At 72.6% G+C, this 19,827-nt stretch carries 19 protein-coding genes and 1 riboswitch; of the genes, 12 read left to right on the top strand and 7 right to left on the bottom strand.

Annotated features, from left to right (window positions below):
* Window positions 1-157: 157 nt before the first annotated feature.
* The gene (locus tag ACWCQK_RS16830; protein WP_451155896.1) at window positions 158-1,018 is read right to left on the bottom strand and encodes a MaoC/PaaZ C-terminal domain-containing protein; all 861 of its coding nucleotides are present in this window, start codon (window positions 1,016-1,018) and stop codon (window positions 158-160) included.
* Between the two features lie 414 nt (window positions 1,019-1,432).
* Here ACWCQK_RS16830 and ACWCQK_RS16825 point away from each other — a divergent pair, with 414 nt between their 5' ends.
* The 9 genes from ACWCQK_RS16825 (at window position 1,433) to ACWCQK_RS16785 (ending at window position 11,290) form a co-directional block, all read left to right on the top strand.
* Window positions 1,433-2,338 (top strand): ABC transporter ATP-binding protein, encoded by a 906-nt coding sequence (locus ACWCQK_RS16825; protein WP_451155895.1) that lies wholly within the window; start codon window positions 1,433-1,435, stop codon window positions 2,336-2,338.
* Window positions 2,335-3,051, top strand: a complete 717-nt coding sequence (locus ACWCQK_RS16820) for an ABC transporter permease (RefSeq protein WP_451155894.1) — start codon at window positions 2,335-2,337, stop codon at window positions 3,049-3,051. Before ACWCQK_RS16825 ends, ACWCQK_RS16820 begins: the two co-directional genes overlap by 4 nt.
* A 16-nt stretch (window positions 3,052-3,067) precedes the next feature.
* Entirely contained in the window at window positions 3,068-4,420 is a 1,353-nt protein-coding gene (locus ACWCQK_RS16815) for a sensor histidine kinase (protein WP_451155893.1), read from the top strand.
* Window positions 4,421-4,472: 52 nt separating this feature from the next.
* On the top strand, window positions 4,473-5,105 hold the full coding sequence (locus tag ACWCQK_RS16810) for a response regulator (protein WP_451156034.1): 633 nt from the start codon (window positions 4,473-4,475) through the stop codon (window positions 5,103-5,105).
* A gap of 398 nt (window positions 5,106-5,503) precedes the next feature.
* Window positions 5,504-7,243, top strand: a complete 1,740-nt coding sequence (locus ACWCQK_RS16805) for an MFS transporter (RefSeq protein ID WP_451155892.1) — start codon at window positions 5,504-5,506, stop codon at window positions 7,241-7,243.
* Between the two features lie 108 nt (window positions 7,244-7,351).
* A complete protein-coding gene (locus ACWCQK_RS16800; RefSeq protein WP_451155891.1) occupies window positions 7,352-8,002 on the top strand; it encodes a class I SAM-dependent methyltransferase in 651 nt (216 codons plus the stop codon).
* Between the two features lie 240 nt (window positions 8,003-8,242).
* Complete coding sequence (locus ACWCQK_RS16795; protein WP_451155890.1) at window positions 8,243-9,175, top strand: N-acetylmuramoyl-L-alanine amidase; 933 nt, start codon at window positions 8,243-8,245, stop codon at window positions 9,173-9,175.
* Window positions 9,176-9,334: 159 nt separating this feature from the next.
* A complete protein-coding gene (locus ACWCQK_RS16790; RefSeq protein ID WP_451155889.1) occupies window positions 9,335-10,180 on the top strand; it encodes a hypothetical protein in 846 nt (281 codons plus the stop codon).
* Between the two features lie 99 nt (window positions 10,181-10,279).
* Window positions 10,280-11,290 carry an LLM class F420-dependent oxidoreductase gene (locus ACWCQK_RS16785; RefSeq protein WP_451155888.1) on the top strand — a complete coding sequence of 337 codons (1,011 nt, stop codon included), beginning with the start codon at window positions 10,280-10,282 and terminating at the stop codon, window positions 11,288-11,290.
* 27 nt (window positions 11,291-11,317) lie between these two features.
* On the opposite strand, the gene ACWCQK_RS16780 is transcribed toward ACWCQK_RS16785, so the two are convergent.
* Entirely contained in the window at window positions 11,318-11,872 is a 555-nt protein-coding gene (locus ACWCQK_RS16780) for a hypothetical protein (protein WP_451155887.1), read from the bottom strand.
* A gap of 155 nt (window positions 11,873-12,027) precedes the next feature.
* Here ACWCQK_RS16780 and ACWCQK_RS16775 point away from each other — a divergent pair, with 155 nt between their 5' ends.
* Entirely contained in the window at window positions 12,028-12,321 is a 294-nt protein-coding gene (locus tag ACWCQK_RS16775) for a hypothetical protein (protein WP_385781309.1), read from the top strand.
* Window positions 12,322-12,334: 13 nt separating this feature from the next.
* On the opposite strand, the gene ACWCQK_RS16770 is transcribed toward ACWCQK_RS16775, so the two are convergent.
* Genes ACWCQK_RS16770 through ACWCQK_RS16760 form a run of 3 tightly spaced genes read right to left on the bottom strand, consistent with a single transcriptional unit; the run spans window position 12,335 to window position 15,593 of the window.
* A complete protein-coding gene (locus tag ACWCQK_RS16770; RefSeq protein ID WP_451155886.1) occupies window positions 12,335-13,405 on the bottom strand; it encodes a prenyltransferase in 1,071 nt (356 codons plus the stop codon).
* The gene (locus tag ACWCQK_RS16765; RefSeq protein ID WP_451155885.1) at window positions 13,402-14,172 is read right to left on the bottom strand and encodes a class I SAM-dependent methyltransferase; all 771 of its coding nucleotides are present in this window, start codon (window positions 14,170-14,172) and stop codon (window positions 13,402-13,404) included. The genes ACWCQK_RS16770 and ACWCQK_RS16765 overlap by 4 nt, the downstream gene beginning before the upstream one ends.
* The gene (locus tag ACWCQK_RS16760; RefSeq protein ID WP_451155884.1) at window positions 14,166-15,593 is read right to left on the bottom strand and encodes a glycosyltransferase family 4 protein; all 1,428 of its coding nucleotides are present in this window, start codon (window positions 15,591-15,593) and stop codon (window positions 14,166-14,168) included. The genes ACWCQK_RS16765 and ACWCQK_RS16760 overlap by 7 nt, the downstream gene beginning before the upstream one ends.
* A 210-nt stretch (window positions 15,594-15,803) precedes the next feature.
* Here ACWCQK_RS16760 and ACWCQK_RS16755 point away from each other — a divergent pair, with 210 nt between their 5' ends.
* A complete protein-coding gene (locus ACWCQK_RS16755) occupies window positions 15,804-16,442 on the top strand; it encodes a TetR family transcriptional regulator (RefSeq protein WP_451155883.1) in 639 nt (212 codons plus the stop codon).
* A gap of 275 nt (window positions 16,443-16,717) precedes the next feature.
* Here the strand turns inward: ACWCQK_RS16755 and ACWCQK_RS16750 are convergent, their stop codons facing one another.
* Together ACWCQK_RS16750 and ACWCQK_RS16745 are read right to left on the bottom strand one after the other, a co-directional pair.
* Window positions 16,718-16,951: a ferredoxin gene (locus ACWCQK_RS16750; RefSeq protein ID WP_451155882.1), complete on the bottom strand. Its 234-nt coding sequence runs from the start codon at window positions 16,949-16,951 to the stop codon at window positions 16,718-16,720.
* A gap of 6 nt (window positions 16,952-16,957) precedes the next feature.
* Window positions 16,958-18,415, bottom strand: coding sequence for an aldehyde dehydrogenase (locus tag ACWCQK_RS16745; protein WP_451155881.1), 1,458 nt, complete (start codon window positions 18,413-18,415; stop codon window positions 16,958-16,960).
* Between the two features lie 168 nt (window positions 18,416-18,583).
* On the opposite strand from ACWCQK_RS16745, the gene ACWCQK_RS16740 reads away from it, so the two are divergent.
* Window positions 18,584-19,612 carry an MBL fold metallo-hydrolase gene (locus tag ACWCQK_RS16740; protein ID WP_451155880.1) on the top strand — a complete coding sequence of 343 codons (1,029 nt, stop codon included), beginning with the start codon at window positions 18,584-18,586 and terminating at the stop codon, window positions 19,610-19,612.
* Between the two features lie 135 nt (window positions 19,613-19,747).
* A riboswitch (cobalamin riboswitch) is annotated at window positions 19,748-19,818 on the top strand.
* Window positions 19,819-19,827 lie beyond the last annotated feature (9 nt).

Genomic DNA, 19,827 nt, shown 5'->3' with positions numbered 1-19,827 from the left:
TCGGCGGGCGGGTTCGGGAATGACGGTGGGCGGGGCTGGGAGTGGTGACGGCGGGCTCGGAAGTGGTAGTGGCGGGCCAGGTAGTGACGGTGGCGGGCTCGGGAAGGGCGGTGGTGGGCTCAGGGGTGGTGACGTGGTGGTGACGGCGGAACCGGGTTCAGGTGTGCCGGACGACGGTGTCGACGAGGACGGGTGACTCGCCCCGCTCGACGGCGCCCACCGCGACGCGGATCTCCCCGTCGCCGTGCCGCCACATCCGGACGCGCAGGGTCTCGCCCGGGTACACGACCCCGGCGAAGCGGGTGACATAGCCGCGTACCCGGGTCACGTCGCCGTCGAGCAGGGTGTCGACGACCGCCTTCAGCGTCATGCCGTAGGTGCACAGGCCGTGCAGGATGGGCCGTTCGAAGCCGGCGACCTTGGCGAACTCGGGGTCGGCGTGCAGCGGGTTCCAGTCGCCGCAGAGGCGGTAGAGGAGGGCCTGGTCCTCGCGGACGGACCGTTCGACGACCCGGTCCGGCGGCCCGGCCGGGGGTTCGAGGCGCGTGGACGGACCGCGGTCGCCGCCCCAGCCGCCCTCGCCTCGTACGAAGATCTGCGCGTCGTTCGTCCACAGCGGGCCGTCGGCGTCGGCGGCCTCGGTGCGCATGACCAGGACGGCGGCCTTGCCCTTGTCGTACACGGCGGCGATCCGGCCGGTGGTGGCCGCGGTGCCCTGTGCGGGCACCGGGCGGTGGACGGTCAGCGACTGCCCGCCGTGCAGTACGCGGGCCAGGTCGACCTCGATGCCGGGCAGGGACAGTCCGCTGATCACGCCGGGCTTGCCGCCGCCGGCGACGGTGGCGAAGCTGGGCAGGACGTGCAGCCGGGACTCCAGGGTGTAGCGCAGTTCGTCGGGGTCGGTGGCGGGGGTTCCGGCGCCGATGCCGAGGTGGTAGAGCTGGACGTCCTTGCTGTCCCAGGTGATCTCGCCGGAGCGGGGGGCGGCGGCGACTGCCTTGGCTGCGTCGATGGGCATGGGACTCCTGAGGGTGACGGCGGCTGACGCTCGTGGCGGCTGACGCCGGGCGACGGTTGACGCTGGGAGGCGGTTGAAGCTGGGCGGCGGTTGACGCTGGGGGCGGGCGGGCCCCGTACGGACCCTCGTTCGGACTCCCGTACGGACCCGCGGGACCTCGGCAAGACCCCGGCACGGCCGTCCGCACCGTCGGCCGCACCGAGGTCGTCACGGGGCCGCGGAACCCGCCGGTTCTAGAACGCGTTCCAGTACGGCGTCCCCCTGTATAGCCCAGGCCCCAGCACTTGTGAAGACTCCTGACACCGCGTCAGTTCCGGTCCGGCGACCGGTCGTCGCGGGCCGTGACATTTGTCCCGCCGGAGTCCGTACAACCGCATCTGCCCGGCGGCCGTCCGGCTCCGTAGCGTCGAGGGCATGACACAGACTCAGTCGGCCGTGTCCTGCACGGGGGTGGTCAAGGCCTTCGGCGCCGTACGCGCCGTCGACGGCCTCGACCTGGAGATCGCGCGCGGCGAGACGGTCGCGCTGCTGGGCCGCAACGGCGCCGGGAAGTCCACGGCGATCGCGCTGCTGCTCGGCCTGTTCGAGCCCGACGCGGGCACGGTGCGACTGTTCGGCGGCCCTCCGGAGTCGGCCGTGCGCGCGGGCCGGGTGGGCGCCATGCTCCAGGAGGCCCGGGCCGTCCCCCGGGTCACGGTCCGTGAGCTGGTCTCCTTCGTGGCCGGCCGCTACCCGGCGCCGCTGCCCGTCGCCCGCGCCCTGGAGCTGGCCGGGGTGGCGGAGCTGGCCGGGCGGCGGGTGGACCGGCTCTCCGGCGGCCAGATCCAGCGGGTGCGGTTCGCGGTGGCGCTCGCCGGGAACCCCGCGCTGGTCGTCCTGGACGAGCCGACCGCGGCGCTGGACGTGGAGGCGCGGCACGCCTTCTGGGACTCGATGCGCGGGCCGGCCCGCCGCGGGCACACCGTCCTGTTCTCCACCCACTATCTGGAGGAGGCCGACGCCTACGCCGACCGGATCCTCGTCGTCGACCACGGACGGATCGTCGCGGACGGCACGGGCGAGCAGCTCAGACGGGCGGCCGGCGGCAACCTGGTCTCCTTCGACCTGGCCGGCCGCGACACCGAGGGCCTGCCCCTGCTGCCCGGGGTGCGCACGGTGGAGGTGCGCGGGGACCGGGCGCTGCTGCGCTGCGACGACTCCGACGCGACGGTGGTCGCGCTGGCGGAACTGGGGGCGGTGCGTGGTCTGGAGGTCGTCCCGGCGTCGCTGGACGACGCGTTCCTGGCCCTGACGGCACGGACGACGGAGAAGGTGCGATGAGGGACTACCTGTGGCTGGAGGTACGGCGCACCCTGCGTGACCCCGGCTTCGTGATCGGCGGGGTCGCCATGCCGGTGCTGATGTACCTGCTCTTCACCAACCTCGGCGCCCAGGACGGCGGCTGGCGGACGGCCTCGATGGTCGGCATGGCCGCGTACGGCGCCGTCGGCTCCGCCCTCAACACCGGCGGCGGGGTGGCCGAGGACCGGGCGATCGGCTGGCTGCGGCAGCTGAGGGTGACCCCGATGACCCCGCGCGAGGTCGTCACCGGGCGGACGCTCACCGGCTCGGTCACCGTGCTGCCGGCGATCGTCGCGGTGCTCGCGGCGGGCGGCCTGGTCAACGGGGTGCGGCTGGCGGCCTGGCAGTGGGCGGCGCTCGCGGTGCTGCTGTGGCTGGGCTCGGTCCCCTTCACCCTGCTCGGTCTCGGCAACGGCTACCGGCTGACCGGACAGACGACGGGGGTGACGAACATGGCGTGCAACCTGGGTTTCGCGGTGCTCGGCGGCCTGTGGTTCCCCGTCGCCCTGTTCCCCGGCTGGCTGCGCGCCCTGTCCGCCTGGACGCCGACCAACCGCTTCGCCCAGCTCGGCACGTCCGTCGCCGACGGCCACGCGCCCCCGCCCGGTGCGCTGTGCGTGCTGGCGGCCTGGCTCGTGGTGTTCGGTTCGTACGCTGTGCTGTCGTACCGACGGTCCGGCCGGACCGTCTGAACGGGGGAACGCGATGATGTCCTTGCTCCACCAGGCCGGGAACCGGCTCGACGCGCTGCGGACGGCGGCCGGACAGGCGCGGGAGCGGCGGCGCCACCACCGGCGGAACAGCGAACGGCTGACGGCCGGGTACCGCGCCGCGCGCAAGGACGGGAAGGCGTCGGAGCACCCGGGGCCGCCGCCGACGGGCTTCAGCCTGCTGCCGTGGCTGCTGATGGGGATGGGCGCGTTCTCCAACCTCTTCCAGGGCGAGACACCCAATCCGTGGATCGGCGGAATGGGACTGTTCACCTTCAACTCCCTTTACATCTACGTGGTGTTCCGCGCCTTCCACAAGGAGGTGCGGGAGGCCGTGTCGACCCGGGTGGCGCTCGGCCTGCTGGCCGTGGTGACCTGCGGACTCGCCATCGGCTACGGCGGCAACTGGCTGCTGTTCTTCCCGTTGCTGGGCCTCGCGACCGGAGCGGCGCTGCGGCTGACGCACCTGCGGTCCGTCGGTACGGCGGTGGCGGTGCTCGCGGGCGTGGTCTCCTGCGCCCGCGACGGCTGGAGCGGGCTCAACATCGCCTATGCCACCTGGATCTCGACGATGGTGACCGCCGCGATCCTGTCCCTCTCCGAGGCCGTACGCGAACTGCGCGCCGCCCGTGAGGAGTTGGCCCGGCGCGCGGTGGAGAAGGAGCGGCTGCGTTTCTCCCGCGACCTGCACGACCTGCTCGGGCACACGCTGTCGGTGATCGTGGTGAAGTCGGAGGCGGCCCGGCGGCTGGCGCCCCGGGACATGGCGGCCTCGCTGGCCCAGATCGCGGACATCGAGTCCGTCGGCCGTCAGGCGCTGACGGAGATCCGCGAGGCGGTCACCGGCTACCGCGACGGCAGTCTGGCCACCGAACTGGACCGGGCCCGGTCCGCCCTGACCGCGGCGGGCATCGAGCCCTCGGTACGGCAGTCGGGGCCGCCCCTGGTGTCCCAGGCCGAGGCGCTGCTCGGGTGGGTGGTGCGCGAGGCGGTCACGAACGCCGTCCGGCACAGCGGCGCCACCCACTGCGAGATAGCCGTCTCCGGCGGCGAGGACCAGGTCCGCTTGACGGTCACCGACGACGGAACGGGCCCGGCGACCGACCCGGCCACCGATCCGGCCACCGATCCCTCGTCCGCCTCGGGGACGGGTCCGGCGTCCGTTCAAGGGACCGGTCAGGTCCCCGAGATCGGAGGCACCGGTCTCAAGGGACTGACGGAACGCCTCGCGGCGGCGGGCGGCTCCCTGTCGGCCGGTCCCGGACCCCGGGGCGGGTTCGTGGTCCGGGCGGAACTCCCGGTGGACGCGGCGGAACCGGACGAAGTGACGGCGGGACGCACGGGGGCATGAGCGAACCCGCGCCCGGGCGGGCCCCACGACCTACCCTTGCCCCGTGAACGAGATGCCCCGGGACCACCGGCCCGCGAAGTCCATCAGGGTTCTGCTCGCGGAGGACCAGGGAATGATGCGCGGGGCACTGGCCCTGCTGCTGGGGATGGAAGCGGACATCGAGGTCGTGGCCCAGGTGTCCGCCGGGGACCGGATCGTGGACGCGGTGCACCTGCACCGCCCGGACGTCGCGCTCCTCGACATCGAACTGCCGGGCCGCAGCGGCCTGGACGCCGCCGCCGAACTGCGCGACGAGGCGCCCGACTGCCGGGTGCTGATCCTGACCACCTTCGGGCGGCCCGGCTATCTGCGGCGGGCCATGGAGGCGGGAGCCGCGGGCTTCCTCGTCAAGGACGGGCCGGTGGAGGAACTGGCCGTCGCCGTCCGGCGGGTGCTGACCGGGGAGACGGTGATCGACCCGGCGCTCGCCGCGGCCGCGTTGAGCGCGGGACCCAACCCGCTGACCGCCCGCGAGTGCGACGCGCTCAACGCCTCGGCGGACGGCGCGACCGTCGCCGACATCGCCGCCCGGCTGCACCTCTCCGAGTCCACCGTGCGCAACTACCTCTCCGCCGCCATCGGCAAGACCGGCACCCGCAACCGCATGGAGGCGATGCGGGAGGCCCGCCGCCAGGGATGGCTCTGACCGACCCGGACCCACACCCGCACCGGCACCCGCACCAAGGCGGGCGGGGCGCGCGAGACCGGAGAGGCGAGAGAGACTGTAGGGACGGGTGGTGTCAGCGGCCACCGCCGTGGGTGCCATGCCCACGACCGGCCCGCGCCTCTCCTCTCGCATCCGGATGCCGGCCGGGACACGACCCGGGCCACGAGAACCGGGGGGGGCCGGCGGGCGGTCGGGGCCGCTCCGGACCGGCCGCTTCCCCAAGAGAAGGTCAAGAATTCGTTAGTAATCCGAAGCATCGGAATAGTTGCCCCGGTACACGGGTTCGACGTGCACGTATCCCCGCACGGGTCCTCTTACCGCGATCCCCGCACGGATCACTCTCTCTCGACGTTCTTCCGGCCTGGAGGCCTCACTCAATGACGCACACGACGACCGACCAGCCCACCCGGAGAGCGGGCGGGGCCGTCGTCCCGGTCCTCGCCTTCGCGGGCATCGTTGTCGCGGTGATGCAGACCCTGCTCGTCCCGGTGATCAAGGATCTGCCGCAGCTGCTGGGCACCGCGCCCAGCAACGCCACCTGGGTCCTGACCTCGACGCTGCTCTCGGGCGCCGTGGCCACGCCGATCATGGGCCGCCTCGGCGACCTCAACGGCAAGCGGCGCATGCTCATCCTGAGCCTTGCCGTGATGGTGGTCGGCGCGCTGATCAGCGCCCTCACCAGCGACCTGATCACGATGATCGTGGGCCGTTCGCTCCAGGGCTTCGCGATGGGCGCCATCCCGCTCGGCATCGGCCTGATGCGCGACATGCTGCCCCGCGAGAAGCTCGGCTCGGCGATGGCCCTGATGAGCTCCTCGATCGGCGTCGGCGGCGGTCTCGCGCTGCCCGGCGCGGCCCTCGTCGCCCAGCACGCCGACTGGCACGCCCTCTTCTACGGCGCCGCCGGACTGGGCGTGCTGGCCATCGCGCTCACCCTCTTCGTCGTGCCCGAGTCCCCGGCCCGCGCCGCCGGCACCTTCGACCTGCCGGGCGCGATCGGTCTGTCGACCGGCCTGGTCCTGCTCCTGCTGCCGATCACCAAGGGCAGCGACTGGGGCTGGACGGCCGGCACCACGCTCGGTCTGTTCGCCGCCGCGATCGTGGTCCTGCTCCTGTGGGGCCTGATGGAGCTGCGCGTCAAGGCCCCCCTCGTGGACCTGCGCACCACCGCCCGCCGCGAGGTGCTCCTGACCAACCTCGCCTCGATCATGGTCGGCGTCAGCTTCTACGTCGTCTCCCTCGTCCTGCCCCAGCTGCTCCAGCTGCCCACCGCCACCGGCTACGGTCTCGGCCAGTCGATGGTCGTCGCGGGTCTGTGCGTGGCCCCGCTGGGCCTGACGATGATGTTCACGGCACCGGTCTACGCCCGTCTCTCGGCCCGCTACGGCCCGAAGACCACCCTCATCCTCGGCATGCTGATCATCGCCCTCGGTTACGGCGGCGGCCTCGGCCTGATGGACGCGGCCTGGCAGACCATCATCACGTCGGTGGTCCTGGGCGCCGGTATCGGCCTCGCGTACTCCTCCCTGCCCGCGCTGATCGTCGGCGCGGTCCCGGCCTCGGAGACGGGCGCGGCCAACGGTCTGAACACGCTGATGCGCTCCATCGGCACGTCGGTCTCCAGCGCCGTGATCGGCATGGTGCTGGCCAACACGGCGAACAACGTCGGCGGTACGGCGGTCCCGACCCTGCACGGCTTCCACGTCTCCTTCCTGATCGCGACCGCCGCCGTGGCCGTCGGCGTCCTGCTGGCCCTGTTCCTGCCCGGGCAGCGGGCGTCGGCGGTGCCGCGACTGCGGGCGAGCAGCGAGGAGGACGCCAACCTGGAGCGCGCCGAGGAGGTGCTGCGCGGCTTCCGCGGACGCGTCCTGGGCGCCGACGGCGCTCCCGTGGCCCGTGCCAAGGTCACGCTGATCGACCGCCGGGGCCGCCAGGCGGGCGCCACCCTCTCCGCGGAGGACGGCAGCTACACCCTCGCCGTACCCGCCCAGGGTCCCTACGTCCTCGCCGCCAGGGCCGCGGGCCACGCCCCGCTCGCCTCGGCGGCGACCCACCCGGGCGAGGACCGCGCGGTGGACCTGGACCTCTCGCTGCCGGGCGAGACCGTCCCGGCCTGACCCCTTCCGTTCCCTTCCGCCGCACCCCCCGTCGCTCCCGCGCCGGGGGGTGCGGCAGCATGAGCGTCCTCCGCGCCCGGAGCCACCCGTACGACCGAAGAGGCCCCCATGCCCGCAGCACCCAAGCCCGAGACCCTGGCCGCGTTCGAGGCCGCGAAGGGGTTCATGCCCGTGCACGAGGGGCTCGCGCTGTACGCGGCCGCCGTGGCGGCGGGCACGCTCGGGCTGCCGCTGCTGGAGGTCGGCACCTACTGCGGCCGCTCCACGGTGCTGCTCGCCGACGCGGCCCGCTCGGCCAGGGTCACCGCGATCACGGTCGACCACCACCGTGGCAGCGAGGAGCAGCAGCCGGGCTGGGACTACCACGACCCGCAGACGGTCGACCCGGAGATCGGTCTGATGGACACGCTGCCCACCTTCCGGCGCACCCTGCACCGGGCCGGCCTGGAGGACCACGTGGTGGCGGTGGTCGGCCGTTCCCCGCAGATCGCGGCCTTCTGGCGGTCGCCCCTGGGGCTCGTCTTCATCGACGGCGGCCACACCGACGAACACGCCGGCGCCGACTACGAGGGCTGGGCGCCCCACGTCGCCGAGGGCGGCCTGCTGCTCATCCACGACGTCTTCCCCGACCCGGTTGACGAGTTCACCGGCCAGGCGCCGTACCGCGTCTATCTCAGGGCGCTGGAGTCGGGCGCGTTCACCGAGATCTCGGCGACGGACTCCCTGCGGGTCCTGCGCCGCACGGGCCCGGGGATCTGAGGACCCACGGGCCGAGGCCGACGCGGGCCCGCGGACCGGAAGCGGGTGTGGAACGCGACACAGCCGCCCGCCCGGCACCCGGGCTCCCCTGACGGACGGCTCGTGTCCGCGACCCGCGCACCTGGACGGCCACCACGCCGTCCGGACGCGGTCGTGCGGGCACCCGGTTTCCGCGCCGTCCCGCGCGCCTGCGGCGCCGCAGGACCGGGCGCCGGGGACGAGGCGGTTAGGGTGACTGTCGTGTCGTATCAAGGCCCGGAGTTCGAACCCGCACAGCCCCGCCGCTCCCCGCTGCGCCGCCCGCTGGTCGTGGTGCTCGCCGCGCTGGTGCCGGGGACACTGCTCGGCTGGGGGGTGTACGCGGCGACCGGCGGTCCTGGGGATTCGGGCGGCGCGGACACCACCGCGGTGGGGACGCCGACGGGCGGCCCCTCCCCCTCCTCCCCCGTCGGCGCGGGCGACGAGAAGCCCACGCCGACGTCGGCCGCCACGGCGTCCCGCCCGCTCAAGGGCAAGGTCGTCGTCATCGACCCGGGCCACAACCCGACCAACCACCTGCACACCGCCGAGATCAACCGCAAGGTGGACATCGGAACGAACAGCAAGGAGTGCGACACCACCGGGACGGCCACCAACGCCGGTTACGCGGAGGCCGAGTTCACGCTCGACGTCGCCCATCGCCTGCGCGCGCTCCTCCAGTCGCAGGGCGCCACGGTGAGACTGACGCAGGACGGCGACCGTCCGTACGGGCCGTGCGTGGACGAGCGGGCCCGGATCGGCAACGCCGCCCACGCCGACGCCGTCGTCTCCCTGCACGCGGACGGTGCGGCGGCGGGCGACCGCGGTTTCCATGTGATCCTCCCGGCGTCCGTGCACGCCGGGGCCGCCGACACCCGCGCGATCGTCGGCCCTTCGCGCGATCTCGGCGAGCGCGTCGAGGGCGCCTTCGTCCGGGTCACGGGCAGCGCGCCCGCCAACTACCTCGGTGGCGGTACCGGTCTCGTCACCCGTGACGACCTCGGCGGTCTCAATCTGTCAACGGTTCCCAAGGTGTTCATCGAATGCGGCAACATGCGCGATACCAAGGACGCGGCGCTGCTCACCAGTGGCGCCTGGCGGCAGAAAGCGGCACGGGGCGTCTCTGAGGGAATCGTGAGTTTCCTGCGCGGGTAGGCATCAGGGCGCTGCACCAAGCGGACAGCCCGATCGTACGGACGATAATGTCGTTCTTACGATGAGGGGCCACCCCCGCGCTTCACACCAGCGCCTGACGGCGACATGGTGTACAGCGACGCCTCTACCGACGACGTGACGACTGACGAAGGACCTGAAGTGAATATCCGCTCCCTCACTCGAGGCGACGGCGTGGTGATCGGAGCAGCGGTATTGCTGTTCATCGCGTCGTTCTTCGACCTGTACTCGATCGACGGGATCCCTGACAGCTACGACCTCCCGAGCCTGTGGGGCAGTGGAGGGGTCGTCCTCGGGGTCGTACTGGCGGGAATCATCGGCGCCGCGCTCATCGTCGTCTCCCGGGGCCTGCCGCAGCCGCCGAAGGTCGTCGGTCTCGACCTCGGCCAGTTCGGCGTCGCCTTCGCGGTGTTCGCCGTGTGGGCCGCGCTCGGCAACGTCTTCGACCCGGCCGGCGGCTACGACAACGTGGGCAACGACTCCAGCGGAGTCAGCGCGGGCACCGGCCTGGTGCTGGCTCTGGTCGCGACGCTGGTCCTGGCCGGGGCGGCCGTCGCCACCCCGATGGTCCCCGCCCTCCAGGCCCCGCTCGTCCCGGCCCCCACGCCCCAGACCCCGCAGCCCTACGGCGCCCAGCCGCCCGGCGGTTACGGCTACCCGGGCGCGCCGCAGCCGCAGTTCGGCGGCGGTCAGCCCTCGTTCGGCGGCCAGCCGCCGCAGCCGCAGGCCCAGACGCCGACCCCCGCCCCGGCCCCGGCTCCGGCGCAGCAGCCGGCGCCGTCGGGCGGGGACTTCTCCCCGTTCTGGTTCGCCGTGCCGGTGCCGCGTCCGCTGTTCGCGGAGGACGGCTCGCCGACACCGATCGCCGAACTCGCCCCGGGCACCTGGTACCTGGCGGTCGAGCAGAACGGCGCGGCGCTGGTCGCGCAGACGCAGGACGGCCGCCGTGGCGTGCTGCGGGACACCTCAGGGATCCAGCGCGGCTGACCTGTCGGTCGTGAGCGGCCCCTCGCCCTTCCGGGCGGGGGGCCGTTGTCGTACAGTCGCAGCCCTTGACTGACACCCCATCAGGCGCCTGGAGGCGGTATGCGGCTCGGTCTCGCACTCGGCTACTGGGGGCGCGGTCCCGGCGCGGACCAGGTGCCGCTGGCCCAGGAGGCGGAGCGGCTCGGCTACGACTCGGTGTGGACGGCCGAGTCCTGGGGCTCGGACGCCTTCACCCCGCTGACCTGGATCGCCGCGCGGACCTCCCGGATCAGGCTGGGTACGGCGGTCGCGCAGATGGCGGCCCGGCCGCCGACGACGACCGCGATGCAGGCGCTGACCCTGGACCACCTCTCCGGCGGACGCGTGCTGCTCGGCCTCGGTCTGTCCGGCCCGCAGGTCGTCGAGGGCTGGTACGGCCGCCCGTTCCCGAAGTCGCCGCTGACGGCCACCCGCGAGTACGTGGACGTCGTACGGCAGGTGTTGCGGCGCGAGGCGCCGGTGGAGCTGGACGGCCGCTTCCACTCCCATCCCTACCGGGGTGCGGACGGCACCGGCCTCGGGAAGCCACTGAAGCCGATCACTCATCCCCTGCGCGCCGACCTGCCGGTCCTGCTCGGTGCCGAGGGGCCGAAGAACGTGGCGCAGACGGTCCGGATCGCGGACGGCTGGCTGCCGCTGTACTGGGCGCCGAACCGGCCCGAGGCGTACGGGCCCGCGGTCGCCGGCCTGCCCGAGCGCTTCCTCGTCGCGCCGCTGGCCCAGGTGCGGGTCTGTGACGACGTCGGCGAGGGGCTGCTCCCCGTCAAGGCCATGCTCGGCTTCTACATCGGCGGGATGGGCCACGCGGCCCGTAACTTCCACGCCGATCTCATGGCGCGCATGGGCTACGAGGAGGAGGCGCGGCGGATCCAGGAGCTGTTCCTGTCCGGGCGGCGCGAGGAGGCGGTCATGGCCGTGCCGGACGCCTTCGCCGACGAGATCTCCCTGGTGGGACCGCGCGGCCGGATCGCCGAGCGGCTGGAGTCGTGGCGCAAGGGCCCGGTCACGGACCTGCTGGCGCTGGTGCGGGATCCGCACACCCTGCGCGTCCTGGCCGAGCTCAACTCCTAGGGCGCGCGAGGGTCTGTGCGGCGCCGCTCAGCCGCCGGCCAGCTGGCCGGCGGAGGGTACCTGGTTCTTCACGTTCGCGCCCGCGCTCTGGCCGGCGGACTTGACCTGGTTGATGATGTCGTCGAAGGAGCCGACGACCGCGTCGGTCGAGTCGCCCTTGCGCAGCTTGGACGAGAGGCCCTTGAGCGCCTCGATGCCCGCGCCGAGGGGGGCCACGGCCTTGGCGAGCGTGGGGTCGCCCTGGGCGTTGCGCACCGCCGCCTTGAGCCGGTTGTAGGCGAAGGCGCCGGCGACGCCCGCCTTGATCAGGGCGAGCCGTCGGCCCTTGGTGCCCTTCTTGAACTTGCCTGCCTTCCATGGCTTGACGATCCACTGGTAGGTGGCGCCGGCCGCGAGGCCCGCGTTCGCCACGAAGCGGGTCTTGGCGAGTTTCTGCCGCTCGACGGTCGCGCTGGGACTGGCCGCGGCGACGGCGGCGGTGTTCTGGACGGAGTTCCCGGTGCTGCCGCAGGCGGTGGCACCTGCGAGCAGGGCACAGCAGAGGGTGAGTGCCACCGCAAGGCGGCGTATCGGCACAGGCACGGAGTTCTCCCTACGTGTGGGGGTTCTTCCAGCAGGTTCACCCCGTGGCGCCGACTACGCCACTTGGGGGACACCGGCCCGGCCGGCCCCGGACGCCCCTGGGCACTCCGGGATTCTCCAGGTTTCAATCAGGGATCCGGGGCCAGACGGTAGTCATGTCCACTCGATATCGCACGGGTTCCAACTCCGCAGGAACGGTCATAGCGGTGGTCGCCGACATCATGGCCGTGATCCTCGGACTGTGGATCATCATGTACCTGCTGGACGCCAACCGGGGTAACGACCTGGTGCAGTTCGTCCATCACGCGGCCAACTGGCTCGCGGGCTGGTCGCGTGACCTGTTCACGTTCGACGAGGCCTGGGCCCGTGTCGTCGCCGGTTACGGCTTGGCCGCCGTGGTCTACCTGTTCATCGGCCACGCCATCGCCAACCGCGCCCACCGCCACTGACGAGGGGCGCGGCTCAGTCGCAGCAGTCCGGGTCCAGTCCGCCCGGCAGGAACTCGCCGCCGAAGACCGCGCAGGTGGCCTCGTGGCCGCCGAGCGCGGCCACGGCCAGCAGCAGTGAACCGGCCGTCCAGGTGGTCAGTTCCCGCGGCCAGACGGCCTCGTCGTCGAAGACGTAGCCGGTCCAGTACAGGCCGCTCTCCGCGTCGCGCAGATGCTGGATGGACTGGAGGATCTCCAAGGCCCGGTCGGACTCGCCCATCGCCCAGAGCGCGAGGGCGAGTTCGGCCGACTCGCCGCCCGTCACCCACGGGTTGGGAACCACGCAGCGCACCCCGAGACCGGGGACGACGAAGCGGTCCCAGGACTCCTCGATACGGGACTTGGCCTCGGCTCCGGTCAGGGCGCCGCCGAGGACCGGGTAGTACCAGTCCATCGAGTAGCGGTCCTTGTCGAGGAACCGCTCCGGGTGGCACCGGATGGCGTGCCGCAGCGCTCCCGCCGCCAACTCCCAGTCCGGCTGCGGCTCTTCACGCTGCTCGGCGATGGCGAGGGCGCAGCGCAGCGCGTGGTGGATCGAGGAACTGCCGGTCAGCAGCGCGTCCGTGGTGTCCGTGCCGTCGTCCGCGCGCCGCCAGCCGATCTGTCCACCGGGCTGCTGGAGCCCGAGGACGAACTCGACCGCCGCGACGACCGCCGGCCACATCCGTTCCAGGAAGGTGTCGTCGCCGGTGGCGAGGTAGTGGTGCCAGACACCGACGGCTATGTAGGCGACGAAGTTCGTCTCCCGGGCCCGGTCGGTGACCTCGTCGAAGGCGCCGTCGGCGTAGGCCGCGTACCAGGAGCCGTCGGCGTTCTGGTGCCTGGCCAGCCAGGTGTACGCCCGGTCGGCGGCCTCGTGCTCGCCCGCCGCGTCCAGCGCCATCGCGGCCTCGGTGTGGTCCCACGGGTCGAGGTGGTGTCCCCGGAACCACGGGATCGCGCCGTCCTCCCGCTGCGCGGCGAGGATGCCGCGGACGGTCGCGGCGGCCTGCTCGGCGGTGAGGACCCCGGGCAGGACGAGGTGTTCCGTCCGGGGGGTGGTCACGTGGCGTCCGCCTCGGACGCCACGGACGCGTCGGACGCGCCGGCGACCCGGGGCAGGTGCGGCTTGGTCGCGTACGCCACGAAGCTCTTGCCGATCAGCGGGTTCAGCGCCTGCTCGGCGACCCGGGTGGCCAGCGGCTTCTTCATGATGTCCCAGACCAGGAGCTTGTGGTACGCCCGCACCGGCAGCGCCTTGTCGTTGTCGACGCCGAAGGCGCACTTCAGCCACCAGTACGGCGAGTGCAGCGCGTGGGCGTGGTGGGTGCCGTAGGGGCGCAGGCCGGCTTCGCGGATCTTCGCGAGGAGTTCGTCCGCCTTGTAGATGCGGATGTGGCCGCCCTCGACCTCGTGGTACGCGTCGGACAGGGTCCAGCAGACCTTCTCGGGGCCGTAGCGCGGGACCGTGATGGCGATGCGTCCGCCGGGCCTGAGCACCCGGACCATCTCCGCGAGGACACCCTTGTCGTCCGGGATGTGTTCCATGACCTCGGAGATGATCACGACGTCGAAGGACTCGTCGGGGAAGGGCAGGGCGAGCGCGTCGCCCTCCATGGCCGTCGCGGTGGCTCCGGCCGGGGCCTCGCCCGCCTCCTTCATCGCCGCGAACCACTTCGCGACCTCGCGGATCTCGTCGCCGTTCTGGTCCAGGGCCACGACCTGCGCGCCGCGCCGGTAGCACTCGAAGGCGTGCCGGCCCGCTCCGCAGCCGAGGTCCAGGACTCGGTCGCCCGGGGCGAGCGGGAACCGGGAGAAGTCGACGGTCAGCACGTGGCCCTGCTTTCGGGGTAGACGCCGGTAACGCTGGTCGAGGTCGTGGGGCCGGACCCGGGTGAGGCCGCGGCGGGGGTGCCGCCCCCGTCGGCGCGGAGCCGGGTGCCGGGGCGGGCGATCGCCTCGCGGTAGTGGGCGACCGTGCCCTCGGCGGCGCGGGCCCAGGTGAAGCGGGCCAGTACGCGGGCGCGCCCGGCGTGGCCGAGCCGCACCCGCAGCTCCGGGTCGCCGAGCAGCCGGCTCAGCGCGGTGGCCAGCGCCCCCGCGTCGCCGGGCGGTACCGCAAGGCAGGTCTCGCCGTCGCGTCCGGCGACCTCGGGGATGGCGCCGCCGGTGGTGGCGACCAGCGGGGTCGCGGTGGCCATGGCCTCGGCGGCCGGGAGGGAGAAGCCCTCGTAGAGGGACGGCACGCAGGCGACCTCCGCCGAGCGGACCAGGTCGACGAGTTCCGCGTCGGAGATGCCCTTGACGAAGTCGACGGCGCCTTCGAGGCCGTACCGCTCGATGAGCTGGGCGACCGGCCCGTCCTCGGCGCGCCTGCCGACGACGACCAGGTGCGCGTCCGGGTGCTCGGTGCGCACCTTCGCCAGTGCCTCGACGAGGAAGACCAGGCCCTTCAGCGGCACGTCCGCGCTGGACGTGGTCACGATGCGGCCCGGGACCTGCGGCACCGACGGGTCGGGCGAGAACAGGTCGGTGTCGGCGCCGATGTGGACGACGTGGACGCGGTCCTGACGGACACCCAGGTGGTCGACGATCTCCTGGCGCGAGGTGCCGGAGACGGTGAGCACGGACGGCAGCCGGCGCGCCACGCGCCTCTGCATCCGGGTGAAGCCGTACCAGCGGCGCACGGAGAAACGGCGCTGCCAGCCGTCTGCCGCGTCCAGCTCCAACTGGCGGTCCACGGTGATCGGGTGGTGGATGGTGGTGACCAGGGGCGCGCCGACGTCACCCAACAGCCCGTAGCCCAGGGTCTGGTTGTCGTGCACGATGTCGAACTCGCCGCGCCGGGACCGCAGATGGCGGCCGGCACGCAGAGAGAACGTCAGCGGTTCCGGGAAGCCGCCGGTCCACATGGTGGCGACCTCGAGCGCGTCGACCCAGTCGCGGTACTCGCCGCGGCCGGGGGTGCGGAACGGGTCGGGCTGGCGGTAGAGGTCGAGGCTGGGCAGCTCGGTCAGGCTCAGGCGGCCGTAGGCCGGGCCCTCGCCCTCGTCGAGGACGGGATACGGCTGGGAGCCGATGACCTCGACACGGTGACCGAGGCGGGCCAGCTCGCGGGAGAGATGGCGGACGTAGACGCCCTGGCCGCCGCAGAACGGGTTTCCCTTGTAGGTGAGGAGCGCGATGTCGAGCGGTCGCTCGCCGTCCGCGGCGGGATCCTCCGAAGGACCCGCCTGACTGGCCTCAGCGGTCACTCTGGGCCCCCTTCTGCGTGCACTGTCCCGCGAGATTACGCCGGGACGCTAATCTAGAACAAGTTTCAGACTTGATCGTTCGGGAGGCTCTGAATCTACCGGCAGGTAGGGGAGCTGTGAGCAGTGGATCAGGTGATTCACGCCACGGCGGACGGCTTCTGCCATGCTGTCTGATCACTCGCCCTCACCGACCGTCACGGAACAGGATCCATGCCCGCGGAAGCCAAGGTGGTCAAGGTGGAAGCCAGCGCCGACAGACCGGCCCTCCCGCCGCTCACGGAGCGGCAGGCGGCGCGCCGGCGGCGCATCCTGCACGCGAGTGCCCAGCTGGCCAGCCGGGGCGGGTTCGACGCGGTGCAGATGCGCGAGGTCGCGGAGTCCTCGCAGGTGGCACTGGGCACGCTGTACCGCTATTTCCCGTCCAAGGTGCACCTGCTGGTCGCCACCATGCAGGACCAGCTGGAGCACATGCACGGCACGCTGCGCAAGAAGCCGCCGACGGGCGACACGGCCGCCGAGCGGGTCGCGGAGACCCTGATGCGCGCGTTCCGCGCCCTCCAGCGCGAGCCCCACCTGGCGGACGCGATGGTGCGCGCCCTGACCTTCGCGGACCGCAGCGTCTCCCCCGAGGTCGACCAGGTCTCCCGCCAGACCACGGTGATCATCCTGGACGCCATGGGGCTGGAGAATCCCACCCCCGAGCAGCTCTCCGCGGTCCGCGTCATCGAGCACACCTGGCACTCGGCCCTCATCACCTGGCTCTCGGGCCGCGCCTCCATCGCCCAGGTCAAGATCGACATCGAGACGGTGTGCCGGCTGATCGACCTCACGTCCCCCGAGGGGACGTAGAAAACCTACGAGACGGGTTCCCTTCGCCGGCATGGTCCGGATCAGGTGGTGGAGGTCGCCTTCCGGTCCGACTGCTACCTTCCGGCCTCTCAGCCCGACCGTCGACGTCGGCCCCGGCGGATGCCTTTACAGGTGCCTCGGCGTCACGCCCAAGTCGGCTACTCCGGTCGAACTCCCTCACTCGCCTCGTAGGCCTCTACCAGCATAGAACCTTCCCGGCCGGATATAACACCCCAAATCGGAATTTTCTTCTGTCTTGTTCCTTCTTGTTCTTCCTATTCCTCCGGCGGGAACACCGGCTCCCCGCTGCTCAGCAGCGTGATCAGGATGGCCTCCACCGGGCACCCCTCCGCCGCCGCCAGCACCCGCTCGTTGGCGTCCGTGTCGGGCTCGACGGGGTGGGACTGACGCCCTGTGTCGAGCCGGAAGCCGGTCGGGGCGTGGTGGAGGCACTGGGAGGAACCGATGCACAGGGCGCGGTCGACCTCGACGTGCCAGCGGTCACCCATGCCGCCTCACGCCTCCCAGCCGGCCGGGAGGTGGATCATCTTGTGTTCGAGGAACTCGCCGTACCCCTCGGGCCCGAACTCCCGCCCCAGACCGGAGTTCTTGTAGCCGCCGAACGGGCCGAGCATGTCGAGACTGAAGGTGTTGACGGAGTACGTGCCCGTACGGACCCGGCGCGCGACCTCGACGCCGTGCTCGACGTCGGCCGTCCAGACGCTGCCGCTCAGCCCGTACTCGGAGTCGTTCGCGATCCGCACGGCCTCGGCCTCGTCGCCGTAGGGAAGCAGGCAGATCACCGGGCCGAAGATCTCCTCGCGGGCGATACGCATCGCGTTGTCCACATCGCCGAAGAGGGTCGGCTCGACGTACCAGCCGCGCTCCAGGCCCGGCGGGCGGCCGCCGCCCGTGAGGATCTTCGCGCCCTCCTCCTGGCCGATCCGGATGTAGTCGAGGCTGCGCCGCTGCTGGCGCCGCGCCACCAGCGGGCCGACCTGCGTCGCCGGGTCCAGCGGATCGCCCACGACCAGCGCGCTCGCCGCCGCCGCGAAGGCGTCCGCGAACTCGTCGTAGCGCGAGCGCGGCACGAGGATGCGGGTCTGGGCCACACAGGCCTGCCCGTTGTTCATCCAGGCCGCCGAGACGATGCCGGGGACCGCCGTCGCGAGGTCCGCGTCGGGCAGCACCACCGCCGCCGACTTGCCGCCCAGCTCCAGCGTGACCCGGGTGAGGTTGCGCGCGGCCACCTCCATCACCCGCCGGCCGGCCGCGACCGACCCGGTGAAGGACACCTTGTCGATCCCGGGGTGTCCCACCAGGTACTCGCTGACCTCACGGTCCGCCGGCAGGATCGACAGCACACCCTCCGGCAGCCCGGCCTCCCGGGCGATCTCACCGAGGATGTACGCGTCGAGCGGCGACTCCGGCGACGGCTTGAGCACCACCGTGCAGCCGGTGAGCAGCGCGGGGGCCAGCTTCGCGGCGGCGACGAACTGCGGGACGTTCCACGGCACCACGGCCGCGACGACCCCGACGGGCTCGCGCCGCACCAGGATCTTCCCGAGCACGCCGTCGCGCCGTTCCTCGTGGACGAAGCCGCGCGCGACGGTGATCGCCGCGTCCCACACCATCATCGCGCCGAGCGCCTGCGCCAGGACGCTCCAGGAGTACGGCGACCCGTTCTCGGCGGAGATGACGCGGGCGATCTCCTCGTGCCGTACGGCGATCGCGTCCTTGATCCTGGTGACCACCTCCAGCCGCTCGTCGAGCGTCATCCGGGGCCAGGGCCCCTCGTCGAACGCCTTCCGGGCGGCCGCGACGGCCCGGTCCACGTCGGCCGTCGAGGCGTGCGGCACCCGCCCGATGACCTCCTCCGTGTGCGGCGAGATCACCTCGATGACCTCCTTGCCCAGGGGGTCGGTCAACTCCCCGCCGATGAACAGCTGTCCGTGTTCCACGAGCTCGGTCATGGCGACTGCCTCCCCGGGGGCCTGCTCTGACGATCCATCAGATACGGAACTGATAGCAGCTCCGCTCCGAGGAGTCCACGGGCAGGACGGCCGGCACATCGGTCGACCCGGGCTCCCATCGAAACTTGTTCTAGTTATAGTGACCGGGACGCGGCGATTGGGGAGCCCATGACGCAGGTGCACGACCACGGCGGCGGCGTACGGTCCATCGAGGTCCCCATCCCGGACAACCCCCTCGGCCACACCCTCGTGTACGTCGTCGACACCGACCGCGGACCCGTGCTGATCGACACCGGCTGGGACGACCCGGCGTCCTGGGACACCCTCGCCGCGGGCCTCACCGCCTGCGGCACGTCGGCCGCCGCGGTCCACGGCGTCGTGATCACCCACCACCACCCCGACCACCACGGTCTGTCCGGCCGGGTGCGCGAGGCCTCCGGCGCCTGGGTCGCGATGCACGCGGCGGACATCGCCATCGTCCGCAGGACCCGGGAGACCCGCCCCGACCGCTGGTTCACGTACATGCGGGACAAGCTCGCCGCCGCCGGCGCCCCCGAGGAGCACGTGGCACCGCTGCGCACCGCCCGCCCCCGTCGCGCCCTGCCCGGCTTCTCCCCCGCCCTGCCCGACCGGGAGATCGTCCCCGGCGACCTGCTCGACCTGCCGGGCCGCCGGCTGCGCGCCGTCTGGACCCCGGGCCACACCCCCGGCCATGTCTGCCTCCACCTGGAGGAGGAACACCCGTCCCGGCTCCCGGGCCACGGACGCCTGTTCTCCGGCGACCACCTGCTCCCGGAGATCACCCCGCACATCGGCCTGTACGAGGACCCGGACGACGTCACCGTCACCGACCCCCTGGGCGACTACCTCGACTCCCTCGAACGCGTCGGCCGCCTCGCCCCCGCCGACGTGCTCCCGGCCCACCAGTACACCTTCACCGACGCGCCGTCCCGGGTACGGGAGTTGCTGGCCCATCACGAGGACCGGCTCGACGGCCTGCGCGCCCTGCTGGCCGAACCCCTCACCCCGTGGCAGGTGGCCGAGCGGATGGAGTGGAACCGCCCCTGGGAGCAGATCCCCTACGGATCACGGAACATCGCGGTCTCGGAGGCCGAGGCCCATCTGCGGCGACTGGTGAAGCTGGGACGGGCGGAGGCGGTGACGGGGAGCGAGCCGGTGACGTACGTGGCGGTGTGAACCCCCCGTGCCGGCGTGAACCGCCCGCCCCCGTGGCACGGCCGCCCCGCCACCTGCGCGCCCGCCCTCGCGGCCGCCCCTCGGCCCTTTCCTACGGGCCGGTAGAGTGGCGCCGTCGTCATCACACCCGTACGGGGGGAAGCCGGTGCAATTCCGGCGCTGACCCGCAGCCGTGAGCCACCGCAGGGTGGCGAGCCGGATCGCCCCGTACGGTT

Source organism: Streptomyces sp. NPDC002306 (genome assembly GCF_053593435.1).
Note: the sequence above shows the minus strand (reverse complement) of the source record. Positions and strands in the feature narration are given on the sequence as shown.